Genomic DNA, 20,177 nt, shown 5'->3' with positions numbered 1-20,177 from the left:
GGTCGTCCACCCTCGAACGCTTGAGGAACAGACAATGCCATTTCCTTCACGAGACGCGCCGCTGGTGCAGCGGGTCGAACACCGGCTCAAGAGCGCGGCCCGCGCGCTTGGCACGGCCGACCCGTTCGCGCCGTCGCGGGACCTGTTCATGCGGACCTTTGCCTATCCGGCCGACGATCCGCGCTATCGCGACAATGCGCTGTTGCCGATGGCTGCGCCCTTCGAGCCGAGCTTCTCGGAGACCCAGCCGGGCAAGCTGCGCTTCACGATCGAACCGTTGCCGCCCCAGGCATCGTCGATCGACCGGCGCGACGAATCGACGCGCGAGATGCGGCGACTGGTCGGCAGCTTCATGGGGCGCGACGCCCTTCGCTGGTTCGACCAGGCGAGCGAACCGTATCGCGGCTTCGCGCGGCCCGGCGGCAAGCTCGATTACGGCGCATTCTTCGGGTCGAGCTTCGACCGCGACGGGCTCTATGCGTCGAAAGTCTATTACGAGCTGCCCGACGGGCGCGGGATGATCGACGACATGCCGATCAACCTCGGCCGCATCGTCCAGGCCGCTCTGCAATTGGTGCCGGGATTGAAGCCGCTGTTCACGACGATGGCGGCGCAGCGCGACATGGGCGGACAACGGCTGACCTTCGCCTGCACCGAGCCGTTGCGGCTCGCCGACCTGCAGCCGGTGATGGACGTGCTCGGTATCGGGCATCGTTTGCCGGGTATCATGCAGATGCTCGGGCTGGTGCTGGGCGGCCGTTTCGAGTTGCCAGCGCATGGCGCCCTGCTGGCGTTCGGCGAAGGGCCCAACGGCCCCGATTTCGAGATCTACGTGCTGCTCTCGGCGATCCCCGACGTACCGCCCAGCTTCCTCAGCCTGCTCACCATGGGGCTGGCCGAACGACCGCGCGGGCTGGCCGCGCTCGAACGCTGGATGGGGGCGTTCACACCGGAGGACGAGCATTGGCCGGGGCGGTTCTCGATCGTCAGCCTGCGCACCGACGCGACCGCGCCGCCGCGCGTCAGTCTCTATCTGCGCCCGGTCGAGTTCGAATTGCCGCCCGAGGCGCTGCAAGCCGCCGCCTGACCCGAAAGACGCTTTCCCCGCGAGGTTCGCCATGTACGCCGCCGCCCAATCGATCGCTCCTCCGCCCAGCCGGCCCGCCGCCGGGCCGACGCCCGACCCGCACGTTCGGCAAAGCGTCGCGCAACTGCTCACCCAGTCGGATGCGTTCCGCCGGATGTCGCCTGGCGATCAGCAGGACATCGCGCGCAACACCGCGTTGATCGCCGACTATCTGGCCCGGCCCGAAGGCATCCAGGGCAACCGTATCCCCGGCGGCATCGGCCAGCCGGCGGCGCAAGCGCTGGCCGAGGGCGACGACAAGTCGGCGGCGGAAGCGAGCTGGCAGGAGCGCAACGCCGCGGTCGATGCGATCGGCAAGGACGAGTTCAAGGCGGACGCGGCGACCGCGGCCGCGAACACCGCCGGATTACTGCTCAACCAGGTCCAGTTTCCGTCGTTCGTCTCGGCGCTGATCAGCGGCGTGTTCCAGTCGATTACCAAGAGCTCGATCGAGCAGATGCAGGCGTATCAGGAGATGATCGCCTCAGTCGCCAAGTCGCTCCACCAGTTCATGGACGACAATGTCTCGGACAATCAGGGGCGGGACAATATGGTCGACCAGTTCCCCGATCTGTTCCAGATCGGTCAGAGCGAGGACGATTGGGGCGATCAGCCCGCAGGCCCCAAGCTCGAGTTGCGGGAGGGTGTCGACGAAGGCGAAGCACTCAAGCAGGTCAACAACAAGCTCCAGTTCGAGAATGGTGCGCTCAAGAGCCTCGATCTGTCCGACGCCAATGTCGAAAAGGCGCTGATCGAGAACAGCCGGATGCAGCTCGCGCGCCAGCGGCAGCAATTGATGGCCAGCATCGTGCTGATGGGGATCAACCGCATCGTCGTCACCGACGGCAAGATCTCGGCGAAGATCATCTACGACGTGCGCGCCAACGACACGATGTCGAAGCGCCGCACCGCGACCGCCGCCGACATGGCGCGCGACCGCTATGGCAACGTCCAGCAGACGTCGTCGGGTTCGGGCAAGTATGACAGCGGCGGCAAGCGCGACTATAGCCGTAGCGACGGCAATACCGATTACAGCGCCGATTATTACGCCAAGGGCGAATATCAGTACGAGAACAAGCCGATCATCACGGCGCAGACCGCGGCGTCGGAATCGTCGACCGCCGCGCTCCAGACCAAGATCCAGTTGTCGGGCGCGGTCGACGTCAATTTCAAGAGCGACTATCTGCCGCTCGACAAGATGGCGACGCCGCAGATGATCGCCGCGATCCAGGGCAACGCCACCCCGGCCGACCCCAACGTCGTGCCGAGCCCCAGGGCGGCCCCGGCCGCCGCGGCGGCACCGGCACCGGCGCTGGCGCCTGCCCCGGCACCGGCGGCTTGAGGCGGTCGCGATGCTCGTCGCCCCGCCACCGCGCCCGTCGCCTTCTCCCGGCGGTCTCCCGCCGACCAGCGCGGAGGCGTTCGACGCCACGCGCCCGGAGGTGCGGCGGCTGCTGACCGCCATCCCTTCGTTCCTCGATCTGCCCGATGATGAACGCAAGAAGATCGCCGCCGACACGGTACGCGTGCTGTCGTACATCGCCGATCCGAACGGGGTTCGCTCTGAAATCGCCGGCCGCGAGGCGCGCGGCGAGATCGCGCCGGTCGCACCGGCGTCCGCCGCACCGATCGCCGGCGCGCTGGCCGACCCGGTCGAGGATACCAAGAAGGCGCTGTCGCAAAGCCCGGGTTTTGCCGGCAAGGATTTCGTCGCGGGTGCGACGCAGCAGGGCGTCGAGCAATTCGGCCAGATGGTCCAGAAGGTCGATTTTCCGAAGTTCGTCGGCGGGCTGATCAAGAACGTCTTTCAGGCGATCGTCGAAAGCTCGATCGAACAGATGCGGGCCTATGGCGAGCTGATCGCCAATGTCGCCAAGACCACCGACCAGTTCATGCGCGACAATATCGGCGAGGCGTCGGGGCGCGATTATCTCGCCGATGCCTATCCCGACACCTTGTCGGTCGGCACCGGCAGCAATGCCGACAGTTTCGCCGATGGCGACACCGCCGCTCAGCCGCCGCCACGGCTCGAGGCGACGGGCGAGGATGCGGAGGTTCGCCTCGCCGAGATCAGCCGCGACATGAACGTCAATCCACCGGTCACCGACCTCAGCGATGCCAATGCCGAATTGCGGCTGGTCACCGCCGCGCGGCTGCAAATGGCCAAGCAGCGCCAGCAATTGCTGTCCTCGATGGTCATGCTGGGGATCAACCGCATCGTCATCACCGACGGGTCGATCAACGCCAAGGTCATCTTCGACATGCGCGCGAGCGACACCGCCAACCGCCATTACACCGCGTCGATGAACGACCGCTCGGCGCAGAAATACAAGGAGAGCATGAAGGCCGAATATGGCAGCTGGTACACGCCCTATAGCGCCAGCGCCGCGTTCGAGGCGACGCAGGAACATGTCGCGACGGTCGGCTCCGCGCTCGATGAGACCAGCGAATCCAAGGCCGAGGTCAAGGCCAAGCTGTCGGGCGAGGTGCGGGTCAATTTCAAGAGCGACTATCTGCCGCTCGACAAGATGGCGACGCCCGAGATGATGTCGGTGATCCAGGGCAATTCGACGCCGTATAATCCCAACGCCAAAGCCGCCACCACGCCCGCGGCGGGAACCCACTGAGCCATGGGCATGTCCGCCATCGCCCCGATCGCCGACGCCCAGCTTAGCGCAGCATTGTCGACCGGCGAACGGCTGGTGGCGCGCGCGACCGCGCCGGGCCTCGCCTTCGCGCTCGATCAGCTCGGCGATATCGACATTCCCGACGCCGCGACCGATCGCGTCGACAAGGCGCAATTGCGCGCCCTGGCCTCGCTCTATCTTGCCGCCGATCTCGAGCCCGCCGGGATCATTCCAGCTGTCGAAACGCTCGCGGGCCTGTCGGCCACCGGCGCGACGGCCCTGGACCTGGGCGGCGCGGAAAAGTTGGTCGCGACATGGTGGCGCCACCGCAACGAACGCGTCAGCGCGGCCGAACGTGGTGCCTTCTTCTCGCGCCTGTTCGGTACCTCGACCGGACCTGCCGCGGCCGACGCCGACCGCAATTTCCAGTTCGAGGATCGCATGCTGGAATTGTGCGAGTCGCTCTACAAGCTCGACGAATTGTCGGCGGGCAATCCCTATGGCGGCAGCGCGCAGCAGGCGCGGGTGCGCGCCGCCGTGCGGGCGCTGGTCCAGAACCTCGCCCAGGCGAGCGGCGGGATCACCGCGTTCATGGCGAACGAGATCGTCCAGATGCTCAAGGACGCCTTCGCGATCGTCGGCCATCCGGACCTGCGCCATGCCTTCGGCGCACGCGACGTGTGGGACGTGGTAACGGGCATCGCTCGCGCCGCCCATCAGCAGCCGGTCCAGCCAACCCCCTATGTCCATCGCGGCAAGGCCGGGATGACGGTGATCGCCTGGCTCGCCGACATCGCCGACCAGGCGTCGGGCGCTGCGCCGTTGGTCACCGTCGGCGATGCGGTGGTGGGCGCGGCCGCCGACTGGATCGAGGCGACGCTCAGTATCGGCGAAAGCGTCGCGGGGGATTCCTCGCCCGCCGCCGCGACGATCGCACCGCCCCCTCCGCCACCGCCTGCGAGCTCGCCCTGGGCCGCGCTGGGCGGCTGACATGGCGTCGGCCGCCTTTCTGGCGCCGGTGCCGGCCGCGCGGCCGGGCCAACCTGGTGCGCGCGACGATGTCCGCCACAATGTCCACGCCTTGCTGTCGACCCAGCAGGGGTTCAACGCGCTCGATCAGACCACGCGGCGCGATCTTGCTCGCGGCCTGGTCAAGATCGGGTCGGCCGCGCTCGACCATGACGACCTGCAGGGCGTCCGGCGTCCGCGCCCCGTGCTGGCGTTGGCACAGAATGCAGGCTCCGAATTTTCGGGCGTCGCCGTCGATCGCGTCGCCGGCACGACCCAGGCCGTGCTCAACGCGGTGTCGTTCCCGCGCTTCGTGACCGAGCTGATCACCGGCGTGTTCAAGGCGATGAACGATTCGAACCAGCAGCAGCTCACCGCCTTCGTCGAGCTGATCCGCAATGTCGCGCAGACCACCGAGGGTTTCGCCGACAGCAATGTCGGCGTCGGCGGCGCGCGGCAATGGCTCGCCGAACATTTCCCCGCATCATACGAGGTGCAGGGAGGCGACGACAGCGACGGCATGCCCGAGGATCTGAGCGGCCTCAGCCCCGACGAACGCCGCGAACGCCAGGCAGAGATCGAGGCGGAGCGCGCCGCCTCTACCCGGCTAGCACTCAAATCGGGCGCGCAGCCGCCATCCGAAGCGATCCTGCGCAGCACGCTCGGCATCCCAGCGGGCGATCCGGTGCCGCCCGGATCGAACCCCGAAACGCTGGTGCCGTTCGTGCAGCAGACGCTGGCGCGCAACCGCCAGCAATTGCTCGCGACGATGATCCAGATGGGTCTTCAGCGCATCGTCATCGAAAGCGGGCGGCTCAACGCCGCGATGAACTTTCACATCGACGCGACCAGCGCGGCGACCAATGACCGTGGCTCGCAATTCGACCTGCACAATACGACCAACGCGAGCGTCAATGCCAAGTTCGGGCCCTGGGGCGCGGAGGCGAAGGTCCAGAACACGATCGGCTACGTCACGACCGATCGCACGCAGACCACCGAGAACATGCATACGGACGTCAATCTGAGCAGCGGGGTCGAGCTCGTGTTCCGCACCGACTACGTCCCGCTCACCCGGCTGGCGGGTGTCCAGGACGTCGAGCGAATCCGCGTCAACACGATCAATCCGGATGCCGAGGCGGCGCGGATCGCCAGCGACCGCACCGCGCGGCAGACGGCGGAATCGGCCGACGAGGCGGCACGCGCCGCGCGGCTGGATGCCGGCCTGCGCCCGCCGCCGGCACCTCCGTCGCCAACGCCGGCACCTGCAGCTGCCCCTGCCCCTGCGCAGCCGGCTGCGAGCCGACCTGCGCCGACCGGAGGAACCGCTGCCGGAGCTCCGGGGACACCCGCACACCAGGCTCCGGTCGGGCGCGCGCCGGCGGCAGCGGCGCCGGTGACAGGGGGGCAGCCGCCAGCGGGCGGAACCGGTACCCGGCCCCCTCCAGCCGCCGGTTCGCCCCCGGTAAGCACGCCGGCGTCAGATGCGCCAGCATCGCCCGCCGGAGCACCGTCGCACTGAGGCTGACGCAATAGCCGTCAACATTGGCTGTGGGTTTGATGTCCCGCGTTCCGGGCCGTCGGGATTTCGATAACGAGCACCTCGCGAACCGATCTTCGCAAATATTGGTTTTCGATGCAAAGCTGACGTTGTCGGGGGACTGCGCGCCGTTTCCCGCCTCGCTCTATCCACGCCGGTGTTTTCGCCGTCAGAAGATGCCCAGAAACTTCTTCTTTTGCTTTTTGCGATCCGCAGCCGATTCCTTGCCGGTCTCCGATTTGGCGGTGGTGCCGTTGCCGACATCGTCACGCGGCTTGCCCTTCGTGGTCCGCATCGCCTGGGCATGAGCGCCGGCCAGAATTGGACCGCATGCAGCGCTCTTCGCGTCACCGACATCGATGAAAGCGAGAATGGCGGCGAGCGGACTGGCGACGGTGGCCAAACCTATGCCGCCGCCGGCGCGCGCGAGCAACTCCGGGCTAATCACCTGAATACTCGGCCTGGCGAAATAGCCGTTGAGCCCGACCGGCGACTGGGCGGAGAACAAGGAGAATTGCTTGCCGTCGGCGCGCAATGCGAGGTCGAGGCTTTCATTCTTGAAGCTCAGCCCGCCACGGCCGAGGATGACGTTCTTCTTGGTGTCGATGATGATCGGATCGGCAGCGGCGATCCCGTCGCGCACGGTGAAGGCTATCAGCCCGCAATTGATCTGCACCGGCTCCTTCAGTTTGTGCTCGAACATCTTCTGGACGAACGTGCCGATGTCGAGTTCCGACAACTGGGCGTTACGCGTCCAGAAGCTGCCGCTCGGCATGATGAACGCCACACGGCCGGAAGAGGTCGCGAGCGAATCGTGGATGGTGTCGCCGCGCCCCTTCAACTGGATGCGACCCTTTATCGTGCCGCTCGTGCCTGACTCGTCGACGCCATAGCCGGCAAGTAGTCGGCCCATAGGCGTCGGCGATAGACGAATGTCGTACGTGTCGAGGGCCGGCCGCGCTCGCGTGTCGAAGATCAGGTCCGATGCGACGTTCCCCCGCGCCATCGCGAAGCTCAGCGGCGACAGCGCCAGCCGTCCGCGATCGAGCGCCAGCGTCAGGTCGACATGCGAAATAGGGACGTTACGCGACTTGATATCCTGGATCGTCCAATGCAGCCCGGCATCGAAACGTCGCAATTCGGCCACCGGCAGCGCGGCGTCGGGTAGCACGCGCTGGGGTGCGGCTCCGGTCGCCGCGGCGGCGGCCACAGCGCCCTTTGCTGCGACGATATCAGGATTATAGCCGATGAAAGGCGCGGCATCGACGATATCGAGTTCGCGCGTCGCCAATGCCGCATCGAGCCGCAGCCGTTCGCCATTGGCGATCGTCAGCCGTCCGGCGAGGTCGCTATCGCCGAACCGGCCGGTCATATGCGTGAAGCGATATTCGGCTCCGTCCTTCACCAGTTGCGCGCGCAACGCATAGTCGCGGGTGTTGGGCAGGACCACGCCGATAATGCCGAGCAGGTCGGCCAGGTTGCGGCCTCGCGCCCGCGTGCGCAGCGGCACGTCCTCGATGTCCGTTGCCGAGGGCAGCGTCCCTGCAACATCGATCACGTTGCCTGCGGCCCAGGCGCGCGCGACCAGCTTGTTCTCGCCGCGGTCGAGCGTCGCGTCCGGCGACCTCAACTGCGCGACAAGGCGAAACGGCGTGTCGCGGATTTGTCCAGTTCCGTGCACTTCGACCGCCTTGCCGATTTGCTTGTTGGTGGCGGCGATCGGGTCGATCCCCAGATCGGCGAGCAGCCGCATCCGTGGGTCGACATAGCGCACCTTTGTGCCCACGACCGTCGCGCGGTCGATCCGCGGCAATTTGAACGGCTTGCCGCCCGTATCGGCAAACGTCCAGGTGTTGGCGGTATGGCCGGCATTCCATTCGAGGTCGCCCGAACCGCCGGTCAGGTCGAGCCAGTAGATGCGGCGATTGCCGAAGAGCATGCTCAACGGCGAAACCCGCATGTCGATCTTTTGCGCCTGAAACAGATTGGGCCTGGTCGCCCATTTCGGATTGGCGATGCTCAAACCCTCCGCGTAGAATTTGATTTTCAGCGGCGCGAAATAGAGCTGGAAGTCTCCTCCCACTTTTACATCGCGGCCCGCCATCCGCGTCGTGACGCTCTCGAAGGGCTGTTTCAGGAATCGACCTTTGGTGATGAACAGGACGAGCCAGATGATGAAGAGAGTCGCGAGTATGCCGACCAGGCTGTTGCGAAGGATCCGCCAGGCGCGGCTGCCAAAAAAGCCCGTGGCCGGCTTTTCACCGGTCACGTCCTTGGGCGGAGGCGCGGTCATATCCATCGCCACCTGAATCGCGCGAATGCCTTGAAAGGTTCATTCGCCACCACGCTGGCAAGATGAGCCGAAGCCGCTTAGGAATGAGCTGTGAGCGCTATCCTGGAAATCTGTGTGGACGATGCGGCCGGGGTCGGTGTCGCGGTCGCCGGCGGGGCCGATCGGATCGAGCTTTGCTCGGCGCTCGAGCTCGGCGGCCTGACGCCGTCCGCGGCCCTGCTGGATCATGCGCTGCGGACCGGGTGTCCGGTGCATATGATGATCCGCCCGCGCGCGGGCGGCTTCGTCTATAGCGAAGACGATGTGGCTTTGATGGTCGAGGAGATCGGCGCGGCTGGGGCGCGTGGTGTCGACGGAGTTGTGGTCGGTGCGTTGCGCCCCGATGGCGAACTCGACCGCGAAGCGCTGGCACGGTTCCGTGACGCCGCGCGTGATGTGGCGATCGTACTGCACCGCGCGATCGATCTCGTCCCCGATCCCGTCGCGGCTGTGGGCGAGGCGATTGCGCTCGGCTATGACAAAATTCTGAGCTCGGGCGGCGCACCGACCGCGATCGAAGGCATGACAACGCTTGTGAGGATGGTCGCTGCCGCGGGGGAGCGGCTGTCGGTCATCGCGGGCTCGGGCGTCACGCCCGACAATATCGAGCGGATCATCGCCGGCACTGGCGTGCGCGAGGTCCATGGATCGGCCAGCCGTCCTGGCCCCGAACCCGATGCCGCCACGCTGCGGCTCGGCTTTGCAACGGGGCCGCGACGTGCGACCGATCGGGTCATCGTGCAACGGTTGCGCACAGCGCTGACAACAAAGGGAAGTGAGACATGAACGACGGCATTTCGCGACGCGGTGCATTGGCGATCGGCGCGGCGGCCGTGTTCGCAGCGGGCGCGGCCGAAGCGGGTGAGAGCGATCCGGTCGCCGTGCTGTCCACTTGGGATTTCGGCAAGGCTGCGAACGAAGCGGCGCTTGCGCGCCTCAAGGCCGGCGGCTCGGTACTCGACGCGGTCGAGGCGGGAGCCAGGGTGCCCGAGGCCGATCCGACCAATCACTCGGTCGGCTATGGCGGCTATCCCGATCGCGACGGCCATGTGACGCTCGACGCGATCATCATGGACGATCGCGGCGGCGTCGGCGCGGTCGCCGCGCTGGAGGACATCGTCCACGCCATTTCGGTCGCACGGCTGGTCATGGAAAAGACGCCGCATACGTTGCTGGTCGGAGAGGGGGCGACCCGCTTCGCGCTAGACCAGGGCATGAAGCGCACCAACCTCCTGACGCCCGAAGCCGAGAAAGGCTGGCGCGAGTGGCTCAAGACCGCGAAATACCGGCCGATCGCCAATATCGAGAACCGACTGCCGGGACCGCCCGGTTCCAAGCTCAACCATGACACGCTCGGGATCATGGCGCGCGGCCTGGACGGCGCGATGGCGGCGGCCTGCACGACGTCGGGCATGGCATTCAAGATGCGCGGGCGGGTCGGCGACTCGCCCCAGGCCGGGTGCGGGCTGTTCCTCGAAAAGGGGGTGGGTGCTGCCGCATCGACCGGCGTCGGAGAGGAAGTGACGCGGATCGCCGGGACCGCTCGGGTCGTTGCCTCGATCCGCGCCGGGCTGTCCCCCCAGGCGGCGTGCGAGGAAGCCGTCAAACATATTGCCCAGATGCGCGGCGACGCGATCAAGGGGTTGCAAGTGGGTTTCCTGGCGCTGGGTCAGGATGGCAGGATCGGAGCTTATGCCCTGCTTCCCGGCTTCACCTATGCCGTGACGCGGCATTCGGGCGCGACCGAAGTGCTGCCTTCAGCCAGCCTGTTCAGCCAAGCCCCATAAAAGTGGATGCAGTCCAGGGGTCGCGGTCAAAGGTAGCGGCTCGGCCCGGAGTCGCTGCCTGCAATGGGGCTGGATAAGCGGCGGCGCAGGCCGTACTGGGCGTCGCCATCCCTTTCGGGTTATGCCTTCGCGCCGCTTATGGACGACCTCCCTCCCTCCGGCCTTCAGGCCGTCATCCTCGCGAACAGGGAGAAGCTGTTGCGATTCCTGATCTCGCGCGGCGCGGGGGATGCGGCGGAAGACGTGCTTCAGGACCTCTATGTGCGTGTGGCGACGGCCGATGCCGGACCGGTCGCCCAACCTTTGTCCTATCTCTATCGCGCGGCGAACAATTTGATGGTCGATCGCTTCCGCTCGCGGCGCCAGGCCGAGCGGCGCGAGCAGGATTGGAGCGATGCCGCCGGTCCGACAGAGCCCGACCGGTCCGACGCGCCGCCGCCCGACCGCAGCCTGGTGGCGCGCGAGACGCTGGCGGGCGTGCAGGCTGTACTCGACGGATTGGGCGCGCGCACCGCGACGATCTTTCGCCGTCATCGTATCGATGGCGTCCAGCAACGCGATATCGCGCGCGAATTGGGGGTCAGCCTGAGCACCGTGGAAGCGGATCTCAGGCGCGCCTATCGCGCGCTGCTCGACTATCGGAGGTCGATCGATGAGGTTTGACCCGACCGAGTCCGTCTTCGCTAACAGGAGGCGGACATGACCGACTGGACGCGCGAGATGGAGGAGGAAGCCATCACCTGGCTGATCCGCCAGCGCGATCCCTCGTTCGACGACTGGGAAACGTTCGAGGCATGGCTTGCCGCGGATGCCGCGCATGCGCGCGCTTACGCCGAAACATCCGCCGCCGACCGCGATCTGGATGAGTTGTTGGCTGGAGTTAGCTGGCCGGCCGAAGCCGAACCCGATTTCGACGAGCCGGTCGTCCCTTCGCGTCGCCGCTGGCTGGGCGGTGCGCTCGCGGCCTCGGTCGCGCTCGCGGTTGCCGCCGGCTCCTGGCTTGCCTGGCCGTCGCGCGATCTGTATTCGGTGCAGACTGCCGCAGGCGAACGCCGCACCTTGGTCCTCGCCGACACCAAGCTGGAATTGAACGGCGAAACCAGGATCGAGCTCGATCGCAAGGATCAGCGCTTCGCGCGGATGGAGCGCGGCCAGGTGCTGTTTACCGTGAAGCACGATCCGACGCGCCCATTCCGGCTGGAAACCGCCGATGCGACGCTGGTCGATGCCGGCACGACGTTCGAAGTGACGACCGGCGACGGCGCGCTCGACCTAGCGGTGAGCGAAGGGATGGTGGTGGTCGATCCGGGCAAGGCCGGCATCGACGTGCCTGCGGGCCAGCGCTTCACGCTCGCCAGGGGACAGCGCACCGGCCGGTTGAGCGCGATTCGCCCGGCCGATGTCGGTACATGGCGCAGCGGCCAGCTTTTCTATGACGGAGCGCCGCTGTCGCGGGTCGCCGCCGACCTGCAGCGCAATCTCGGGGTGCCGGTCAGCGTGGGCGACACGGTCGCCGCGCGGCCGTTCCGTGGCGTGGTGCGGCTCGACGGTGGTGTCGAGCCGACCATGGCGCGACTGAATATCCTTCTCGGCGCGAATGTGCGCCGTTCAGGCAAAGGGTGGGTGATCGCCGGACCATGAGGGGTTTCGCCGGCCCCGCGGCGCTGGCGGGGCTTTGTCTGATCGCATCGCCGGCCGAGGCGAAGGATCAGGCGATCGACATTCCTGCCGGGACGCTCGGCCAAGCGATCGCGGTACTCGGCGCGCAGGCGCGCGTCAGCATCGTCGTCGCGGTGAACGATCCCGGCTTGCTTCGCCGCCCAGTCGGCGCGGTGCGCGGTACGATGGGCGCAGGACGCGCCCTCTCGCTACTGTTGAGGGGAACGTCGGCTCGCGCTGTATCTCCGGCGCCCGGCGTGTGGCGGATCGTCCCCGCTCCACCGCCGAAGCCCAAGCCGATCCCTCGCGCCATCGCGGCGAAACGGCCGGTTTCCCCACCGCCAGCGCCCCAGCCGCAGGCCGCGGACGATATCGTCGTAACCGCAAGCAAGCGCGACACCCGCCTGCAGAATTTTCCCGGCGCGGTCACCGTGATCGGGGGGCTCGACCTGGGCCGCGATCCCGACAACGGCACCGACGCCATCGTCTCGCGGGTTGCCACCGTGTCTTCGACCTATCTCGGAGCCGGCCGCAACAAGCTGTTCATCCGCGGCATCGCCGATTCGAGCTTCACCGGACCGACCCAGGCAACCGTCGGCCAATATTTCGGCGACGTGCGCCTGACCTACAACGCGCCCGATCCCGATCTCAGGCTTTACGATGTCGGATCGGTCGAAGTGCTCGAGGGGCCGCAAGGAACGCTATACGGTGCCGGATCGCTCGGCGGGATCATCCGTGTCATCCGCAATACGCCTGATCTTACGACGATTGGCGGCTCGCTGACCGGCGGCGTCTCGGCGACCTGGCATGGCGCGCCGGGGGCCGATCTGGCCGGGGTGCTCAACCTGCCGATCGCCGAGGATGCGCTGGGCATTCGCGTGCTCGGATACGGCATTACCGAGGGCGGCTATATCGACAACCCGCTGCTCGGAAAGAAGGATGTCAACCGCTCCAACATCTTTGGCGGGCGTGCGACGCTGCGTGGCAAGGTCGGCGGCTGGACGATCGACTTGGGTGGCACGTTTCAAAAGACGCGCAATCTCGACAGCCAATATGCCGATCGCGATGCGCCGCCGCTCACCCGGGACAGCCTGCTCCCGCAGGGCAGCGATGCGACCTATGCGCTGGGTGAGTTGGTGGCGAGCCGTCGCTTCGACAGCGGACTGCTGTTCGTCTCCTCGCTCGGGATCGCGCGCCAGCGGCTGAGCGAGCGTTACGACGCCACCGAACCCAACGGGCCCGAGCGGCTGTTCAAGCAGAACAACCATACCGACCTGTTCTCGTTCGAAAACCGCCTGTCGCGGCCGATGACCGATGGCCTGGGCTGGGTGTTCGGCGCCAGCGTGGTGCGTAACACGACCAGGCTCAGCCGGGCCATGGGCAATCCCGACATGCCTTTACCGGCCACGGGCGTGGTCAATCGGATTACCGAGGCGACCGGCTATGGCGAGGTCTCGGTCGAATTGCTGCCCAAGCTGACGCTGACCGGGGGCGGCCGCTACAGCCATGTCTGGTTGACGGGCGAGGGGGCCGACGTCGTGCCGCTGATCGCGCGGCTCAATGCTGATGTGACGGCCGAACGTGAGGAAAGCGCTTTCCTGCCGTCGTTCGCGCTGTCGGCGACACCGCTTCGCCGGTTGACGCTCTACGCTCGCTATCAGCAGAGTTTTCGGCCGGGCGGGCTGGCGATCGAGGGCGATTTCGTCCGGCGGTTTCGCAACGACCGCGCGGAGACATTCGAATTCGGCATGCGGCATGGCGTGCCCGGCGTCGACCCGATCGGCGTCTCTCTCAGCGTCTCGCGGACCCTGTGGCGCAACATCCAGGCCGATTTCATCGATGGCCGTGGGCTGCCGAGCACGGCCAATATCGGCGATGGGCGGATCTGGACGGTTTCCGCATCGGCCGATTGGCGTCCGGCTCCCGGGCTGAGCCTGGAGGGCGGCATTTCGCTGAACGACAGCAAGGTGGTCAATCCCAGTCCCTTCTTCCTCAGCTTCGTTATCCCCGGTCCGAACAGCAAGCCGCAGACCTCGCACATCGTCAACGCCGTCGCGGCCGACGCGGTGACCTATGGCCGCGTCCCCAACATCGCCAATGTCGTCGCGCGCGGGGCGGTCAAATACGAATTCGCGGTGTCGGATACCGCGCAAATCTCCCTCGCGGCGTCGGCGCGATACACCGGCCGTTCGCGGTTGGGCGTGGGCCCGATCCTGGGGGCGGAACAGGGCGATTATCTCGATACGCGGATCTCCGCGCGACTGTCCTTCGATCGTTTCGCGCTGACGGCCAGCGTTACCAACCTGACCGATGAGGTCGGCAACCGCTTTGCGCTCGGCACGCCGTTCGCGGTCACCAGCGAACAGCAGATCACGCCGCTACGCCCGCGCACGATCCGGATCGGGGTCGACGCCGCATTTTAGCCGCTGAGTCTAGCCGTGAAGCGCGCGGCAGGCCTTGCAGTCCCAAAAATTTACCTCGGGCTTCAAGGTTGCGCCGCCGCGGCGCCGTCATCGCCTTTGAACGGGTGCCGCCCCCCCCAAACGGGCATCCGAAAAAGGGATTGCAGATGCGCGTATTGCTTGCTTCGACTTGCCTGACCCCCGTCATCCTGTTCGCCGCCACGCCCGCCGCGGCGCAAAGCACGATCTCCACCGCAATCACCACGCCGGTAAAGACGTCGACCGCGAATAACGGCGCGCCGTCCGACGTCAGCATCACTTCGGCGGGATCAGTGACCGTCACCAGCGGCACGGCGGTGACGATCGACAGCAACAACGGCGTCAGTAACGCCGGCACGATCCAGATCACCAATTCGGACAATGCCACCGGGATCGGCGCGGCCGCCGGCGTGACGGGGTCGATCAACAATACCGGCAAGATCATCGTCGACGAGACCTATACGCCGACCGATACCGACAATGACGGCGACCTCGATGGCCCACTGGCGTCGGGTACTGGCCGCGCGGGCATTCGCACCGGCGGCGCCTTCACCGGTGCGATCACGAACGCCAAGGGCGCTTCGATTACGGTCGAGGGCAACAATTCCTACGGCATCCTGCTCGGCGGAACGCTCAACGGCAATTTGTCGACCGACGGCACGATCGCCGTCACCGGCAACAATTCGGCCGGCGTCAAGACGGGCGACATCAACGGCAATGCGCGCATTGCCGGCACGATCACGGCACAGGGCGGCGGATCGAGCGCGGTTCTGATCAACGGCAACGTGTCGGGCGCGCTGACGTTGCAGGGCACAATTTCCAGCACGGGATATCGCTACACGACGGTGCCGAGCGATCCGAGCAAGCTCGACGCCGACGATTTGCTCCAGGGCGGTCCCGCGGTCTCGATCACCGGCAATGTCGGTGGCGGCGTTATCCTCGCCATTCCGCCGACGCTCAGCACGACGGACCCCGATACCGACAAGGACGGCATTCCCGACGCCGACGAAGGATCGGCGGCGATCACCTCCTATGGCTCGGCCGCCGCACTTCAGATCGGCGCGGCGGGTAACTCGGTCACCTTGGGTCCCGTTGCCAACACCGCCGGCTATGGCCTCATCGTCAACGGCACGGCCACCGGCAACGGCCTCTATGCCGGCGTGAACGCCAATGGTGTCGTGATCGGCGGGCTGGGCGGGGCGGTCACCATCACCAACGGCATGCAGGTCACCGGCGGCATTGCGGCGACCGCCAATGCGGCCAATGCGACCGCGTTGCGCATCGGCGCCGGCGCGACGGTGCCGACCATCGTGAATTCGGGCAAGATCACCGCGACGGGCGCCTCGACCGCCGGTCAGCTGTCGCAAGCCGTTGTGGTCGATGCTGGCGCCAACGTGACCTCGATCCGCAACACCGGCACGATTTCGGCGAGCGCGGGGACCGCCGCCGGCGCGACCGCGATCGTCGACAAATCGGGCAGTGTGACGCTGGTCGAAAATGGCGGGGCGATCACTGCCAGCGGCGCCGACGCGGCATCGACCCGCAACATCGCTGTGGACCTCAGCGCCAACACGGCCGGCGCGACGGTGCGGCAGATCGTCGTTGCTAGCGGGACCGCGCCGTCGATCGTCGGCGACGTTCGCTTCGGCAGCGGCAACGACACGCTCGACCTGGGCGACGGCTCGCTTGCCGGCAATGTCACGTTCGGTGCGGGCAACAACCAACTCACCATGTCGGGCGACGCGACGATGACCGGCAACGCCACGTTCGGCGCGGGCAACGACACGATGACCCTGGCCGGCACGGCTGCCTATACCGGCGCGGTCGATTTCGGCGGCGGGTCGGACACGCTGACGATCGGCGGCACCTCGACCTTCTCGGGCACGCTGGCCAACGCTTCGGGCCTGGCGGTCACGGTCAACGGAGGCAAGTTCACCAACACCGGCACGACGCCGGTATCGATCGGCTCCTTGGCCGTAACCGGCGGCGGCACCTTGGGCGTCACCGTCAACACCACCACCAATACCGCGACGCAGTACAATGTCGCCGGGACGGCCAGCTTCGATACCAATTCGAAGCTCGCGATCAAGCTGACCGGGCTCGTTACCGGGACCGGCCATTATACGATCCTGACGGCTGGCACGGTCACCGGCGCGAGCAATTTGACGACCTCGTCCGTTGCGCTGCCGTACATGTACAAGACCAGCATCGCGACCGGCGGTCCCGCCAATCAGATCGCGATCGACATCGCCGCCAAGACGGCGAGCGAACTGGGCCTCAACCGTTCGGGCTCGGCGGCATATGGCGCGATCTATGCCGCGTTGAGCCAGGACAGCAAGGTGGCGAACTCGTTCCTCAACATCACCGACGGCACCGCGTTCCAGTCCGCGATCCGCCAGATGTTGCCGGACCATGCCGGCGGCACCTTCGCGGCGGTCAGCGCGGGATCGCGCGCGATCGGCCGGATGCTGACCGACGGCGGCGCGCCCTTTGTCGACAAGGGGCATTGGGGCTATTGGCTCGAGGAAGTCGCCTATGGCGGGTCGAAGAGCTTCCTCAACACCGCGTCCTACGACATTAACGGCTGGGGGACGTCCGGCGGCGCGGAATACAAGACCAAGCTCGGCAATTTCGGCCTGTCGCTCGCCTATCTGCACGGCAACGACAACGACAATGGTACTGACAATACGGTGTCGTCCGACCAGTATGAAGTCGCCGCCTATTGGCGTGGCGAGTGGAGCGGCCTGCGTCCGTTCGCTCGCGTCTCCGCGGCGCGCGTCAATTTCGCCAGCGAGCGCAGCTTCGCCGGCAATGACGGCACCAGCACGGCGGTCGCGCTCAAAAACAGCTCGAAATGGAACGGCAACCTGTTCTCGGCCACCGGCGGCGCTTCCTATGAAGGCGCGGTCGGTCACCTGACCTTCCGTCCGATCCTGTCGGTCGACTATTACCGGCTGGACGAAGACGCCCATACCGAGACGGGCGGCGGCAAGGCGTTCGACCTGTCGATCGCCAAGCGTACCAGCGATGAATTCGCCGCCAATGCCACAATGGCGGTGGGCCTCAGCTTCGGCTCGACGGAGGATGGCTGGTTCCACACCGAGATCGAGGCGGGGCGCCGCCAGATTCTTGGCGGCGAACTGGGCGCGACCACCGCGAACTTCGCGGGTGGCCAGGCCTTCACCCTGATTCCGGACAAGCGCACCGACGGCTGGGTCGGCCGCTTCCGCGCGTCAGGCGGTTCGCCCGGCTTCCGCATCGGTGGCGAAGTGGGTGCCGAGGAGCAGCAGAGCCGCGCCGCGATCTCGCTGCGCGCGACGCTTCAGATCGGACTCTGATTTCGGTTGCGGTGCCGATCCGTTTCCCCACCCGGTCGGGTGGGAGAGCGGGCCGGCACCATACCCGTTTCAGCTGGGCTGAAACGGCTTAAATGGGCCCTAGGGCAGGTTCGCGGCCAGTTCGTCGAGAAATGGCTGGGCAGTGCCGTCCGACGGCGCGCGCCAGTCGCCGCGCGGGGATAGCGCGCCGCCGGCCGAGACCTTGGGGCCATTGGGGATCGCCGAACGCTTGAACTGGCTGATCGTGAAGAAGCGGAACAGGAACTTCTCCAGCCACGAGCGGATCGTCGCCAAGTCGTAAGCGTGTCGCGCGGCGGCGGGGAAATCGCGCGGCCAGCGGCCCGCGCTCGCGTCTTCCCACGCCTTCAGCGCCAGGAACGCGACCTTGGACGGCACCAGACCATGGCGGACGATATAGTGCGTGAAGAAGTCGTTGAGTTCGTACGGGCCGATCTTGCTCTCGGTCGACTGGATCGCGCCGTCGGCACCGGCGGGGACCAGTTCGGGCGAGATTTCCTGCGCCAGGATAGCGTCGAGCACGCGGTCGGTTTCGCCATCATATTGATCGGTGCGGATGCACCAGCGGATCAGGAACTGGATCAGAGTCTTGGGTACGCCGGCATTGACCGCGTAATGGCTCATCTGATCGCCGACGCCATAAGTGCACCAACCGAGCGCAAGCTCGGACAGGTCACCGGTGCCGACGACCAGGCCGTCATGCTGATTGGCCAGCCGGAACAGATAATCGGTCCTGAGGCCGGCCTGAACGTTCTCGAAGGTCACGTCATAGACGGGTTCGCCATTGGCGAACGGGTGCCGCATATCCTCGAGCATCTGTCTGGCGGCGGGTCGGATATCGATCTCGTCGCCCGCGACGCCGAGCGCGCGCATTAGCGCCCAGGCGTTCGACTTGGTGCCCTCGCTCGTCGCGAAGCCCGGCATGGTATAGCCCAGGATATGGTCGCGCGACCTGCCCAGCCGGTCCATCGCCTTGGCCGCGACGATCAGCGCATGGGTTGAATCGAGTCCGCCGGACACGCCGATCACCAACCGTTTGGCGCGGGCTGCCTCGACGCGGCGGATCAAGCCGGAGACCTGGATATTGAACGCTTCGTAGCAATCGGCGTCGAGCTTCTCGGGCGCGTTCGGGACGAACGGAAACCGCCGCACGTCGCGCTTCAACCCGACATCGGCGAAATCGGGTTTTGCCTCGAAATGGATGAAGCGGAAATCCGCGTCGTCGACGCCGGCGAACCGGGCGGCGTCGGCGAAGGTGCTGTTGCGCATCCGTTCGTGCCGGACGCGGCCGCAATCGACATCGGCAACCAACAGGCCCGATGTCGCCGGAAAGCGCTCGGACTCGGCGATCAGCTCGCCCAGTTCATGCACCATGCCCTGGCCGTCCCAGGCGAGATCGGTCGTGCTTTCACCGGGGCCTGCCGCGGAGAAGACGTACGCGCATATCGCGCGGTCGGACTGCGATCCGGACAGGAGCATCCGCTGCCGCTCCTTGCCGATCAGAACGTTTGACGCCGACAGGTTGCAGCAGACCAGCGCACCGGCCAGTGCCGCCCAGGTCGAGGGCGGGACAGGCGCCCAATAATCCTCGCAGATTTCCGCATGGAAAATGAAATGGGACAGGTCGCTGGCGGCGAAGATGAGGTCGGTGCCGAACGGAACACTTATTTGCCCGGCGATGTCGATCTCCGCCCCGACCACGCCTTCGCCGCTCGCGAACCAGCGTTTCTCATAATATTCGCGATAATTGGGCAGGAAGATCTTCGGGACGATGCCCAGGATCCGGCCGCGATGGATCGCCACCGCGCAATTATAGAGCCGGCCATTGCGCGAGACCGCCGCGCCGACCAGCAGCACCGGGCGCAATTTGGCGGTCGCCTCGGCGACTTCGGTCAGCGCCGCTTCGGTCGCGCGCTGGATCGTCTGCTGCAGATGCAGATCGTCGATCGCATAGGAGGTGAGATTGAGCTCGGGATAGACGAGCAGGTCGCACGCTTCCTTGTGACCGCGTTTCGCCAGCGCGATCGTCTCGCGGACATTGGCGGCGATATCGCCGACGCTCGCCACCGGCGTGCAGGCGCCCACGCGCAGGAATTCGTGCGTGTGGTGCGAGAAGAAACGATGGGTCTTCGCCATGCCCGCCGCTTAGGGTCCGTGCTCAATTACCACAAGGTCGTGACGGAGCCGATTTTGACGTCCGGCGAGGAGCAAGGAGGGAGCGATGCTTTTGGCATCGTGACCGACGCGCGACGACGTCCGGGCTCCAAAATCGGCCCGCCGCTTCGCGGTTGCCCGCAGGGGCCC

At 66.5% G+C, this 20,177-nt stretch carries 13 protein-coding genes; 11 read left to right on the top strand and 2 right to left on the bottom strand.

All coding sequences use genetic code 11. The features are described from left to right. The first annotated feature begins 34 nt into the window (after positions 1-34). The 5 genes from SPR01S_RS05000 to SPR01S_RS04980 are packed head-to-tail and all read left to right on the top strand — an operon-like array spanning position 35 to position 6,280. Positions 35-1,087, top strand: coding sequence for a hypothetical protein (locus tag SPR01S_RS05000; protein ID WP_066585777.1), 1,053 nt, complete (start codon positions 35-37; stop codon positions 1,085-1,087). Positions 1,088-1,118: 31 nt separating this feature from the next. Continuing rightward, positions 1,119-2,468, top strand: coding sequence for a hypothetical protein (locus SPR01S_RS04995; protein WP_066585776.1), 1,350 nt, complete (start codon positions 1,119-1,121; stop codon positions 2,466-2,468). Positions 2,469-2,478: 10 nt separating this feature from the next. Then, a complete protein-coding gene (locus SPR01S_RS04990; protein WP_066585775.1) occupies positions 2,479-3,753 on the top strand; it encodes a hypothetical protein in 1,275 nt (424 codons plus the stop codon). A 9-nt stretch (positions 3,754-3,762) separates the two neighbouring features. Further along, positions 3,763-4,743: a hypothetical protein gene (locus tag SPR01S_RS04985; RefSeq protein WP_066585774.1), complete on the top strand. Its 981-nt coding sequence runs from the start codon at positions 3,763-3,765 to the stop codon at positions 4,741-4,743. Position 4,744: 1 nt separating this feature from the next. Then, positions 4,745-6,280 carry a hypothetical protein gene (locus SPR01S_RS04980; RefSeq protein WP_066585766.1) on the top strand — a complete coding sequence of 512 codons (1,536 nt, stop codon included), beginning with the start codon at positions 4,745-4,747 and terminating at the stop codon, positions 6,278-6,280. A gap of 187 nt (positions 6,281-6,467) precedes the next feature. On the opposite strand, the gene SPR01S_RS04975 is transcribed toward SPR01S_RS04980, so the two are convergent. Then, positions 6,468-8,597 carry an AsmA family protein gene (locus SPR01S_RS04975; protein WP_439646723.1) on the bottom strand — a complete coding sequence of 710 codons (2,130 nt, stop codon included), beginning with the start codon at positions 8,595-8,597 and terminating at the stop codon, positions 6,468-6,470. Positions 8,598-8,681: 84 nt separating this feature from the next. Here SPR01S_RS04975 and SPR01S_RS04970 point away from each other — a divergent pair, with 84 nt between their 5' ends. From SPR01S_RS04970 to SPR01S_RS04945, 6 genes are all read left to right on the top strand, one after another. Further along, positions 8,682-9,416, top strand: a complete 735-nt coding sequence (locus SPR01S_RS04970) for a copper homeostasis protein CutC (RefSeq protein ID WP_066585764.1) — start codon at positions 8,682-8,684, stop codon at positions 9,414-9,416. Next, complete coding sequence (locus tag SPR01S_RS04965; RefSeq protein ID WP_066585762.1) at positions 9,413-10,417, top strand: glycosylasparaginase; 1,005 nt, start codon at positions 9,413-9,415, stop codon at positions 10,415-10,417. Before SPR01S_RS04970 ends, SPR01S_RS04965 begins: the two co-directional genes overlap by 4 nt. Before the next feature lie 138 nt (positions 10,418-10,555). Then, the gene (locus tag SPR01S_RS04960; protein WP_066585761.1) at positions 10,556-11,080 is read left to right on the top strand and encodes an RNA polymerase sigma factor; all 525 of its coding nucleotides are present in this window, start codon (positions 10,556-10,558) and stop codon (positions 11,078-11,080) included. 36 nt (positions 11,081-11,116) lie between these two features. Next, on the top strand, positions 11,117-12,058 hold the full coding sequence (locus SPR01S_RS04955) for a FecR family protein (RefSeq protein ID WP_066585757.1): 942 nt from the start codon (positions 11,117-11,119) through the stop codon (positions 12,056-12,058). Continuing rightward, positions 12,055-14,499 (top strand): TonB-dependent receptor, encoded by a 2,445-nt coding sequence (locus tag SPR01S_RS04950; protein ID WP_066585755.1) that lies wholly within the window; start codon positions 12,055-12,057, stop codon positions 14,497-14,499. Before SPR01S_RS04955 ends, SPR01S_RS04950 begins: the two co-directional genes overlap by 4 nt. 146 nt (positions 14,500-14,645) lie before the next feature. Beyond that, positions 14,646-17,855 (top strand): autotransporter domain-containing protein, encoded by a 3,210-nt coding sequence (locus SPR01S_RS04945; protein ID WP_066585752.1) that lies wholly within the window; start codon positions 14,646-14,648, stop codon positions 17,853-17,855. Between the two features lie 99 nt (positions 17,856-17,954). Here SPR01S_RS04945 and SPR01S_RS04940 read toward each other — a convergent pair whose 3' ends face one another. Then, a complete protein-coding gene (locus SPR01S_RS04940) occupies positions 17,955-20,009 on the bottom strand; it encodes an NAD(+) synthase (protein WP_066585750.1) in 2,055 nt (684 codons plus the stop codon). Between the last annotated feature and the right edge of the window lie 168 nt (positions 20,010-20,177).

Origin of the sequence: Sphingomonas pruni NBRC 15498 (assembly GCF_001598455.1) — a bacterium.
In the GTDB taxonomy this organism is placed as follows: Bacteria; Pseudomonadota; Alphaproteobacteria; order Sphingomonadales; family Sphingomonadaceae; genus Sphingomonas; species Sphingomonas pruni.
This window is presented reverse-complemented; position numbering and strand designations above follow the sequence as displayed.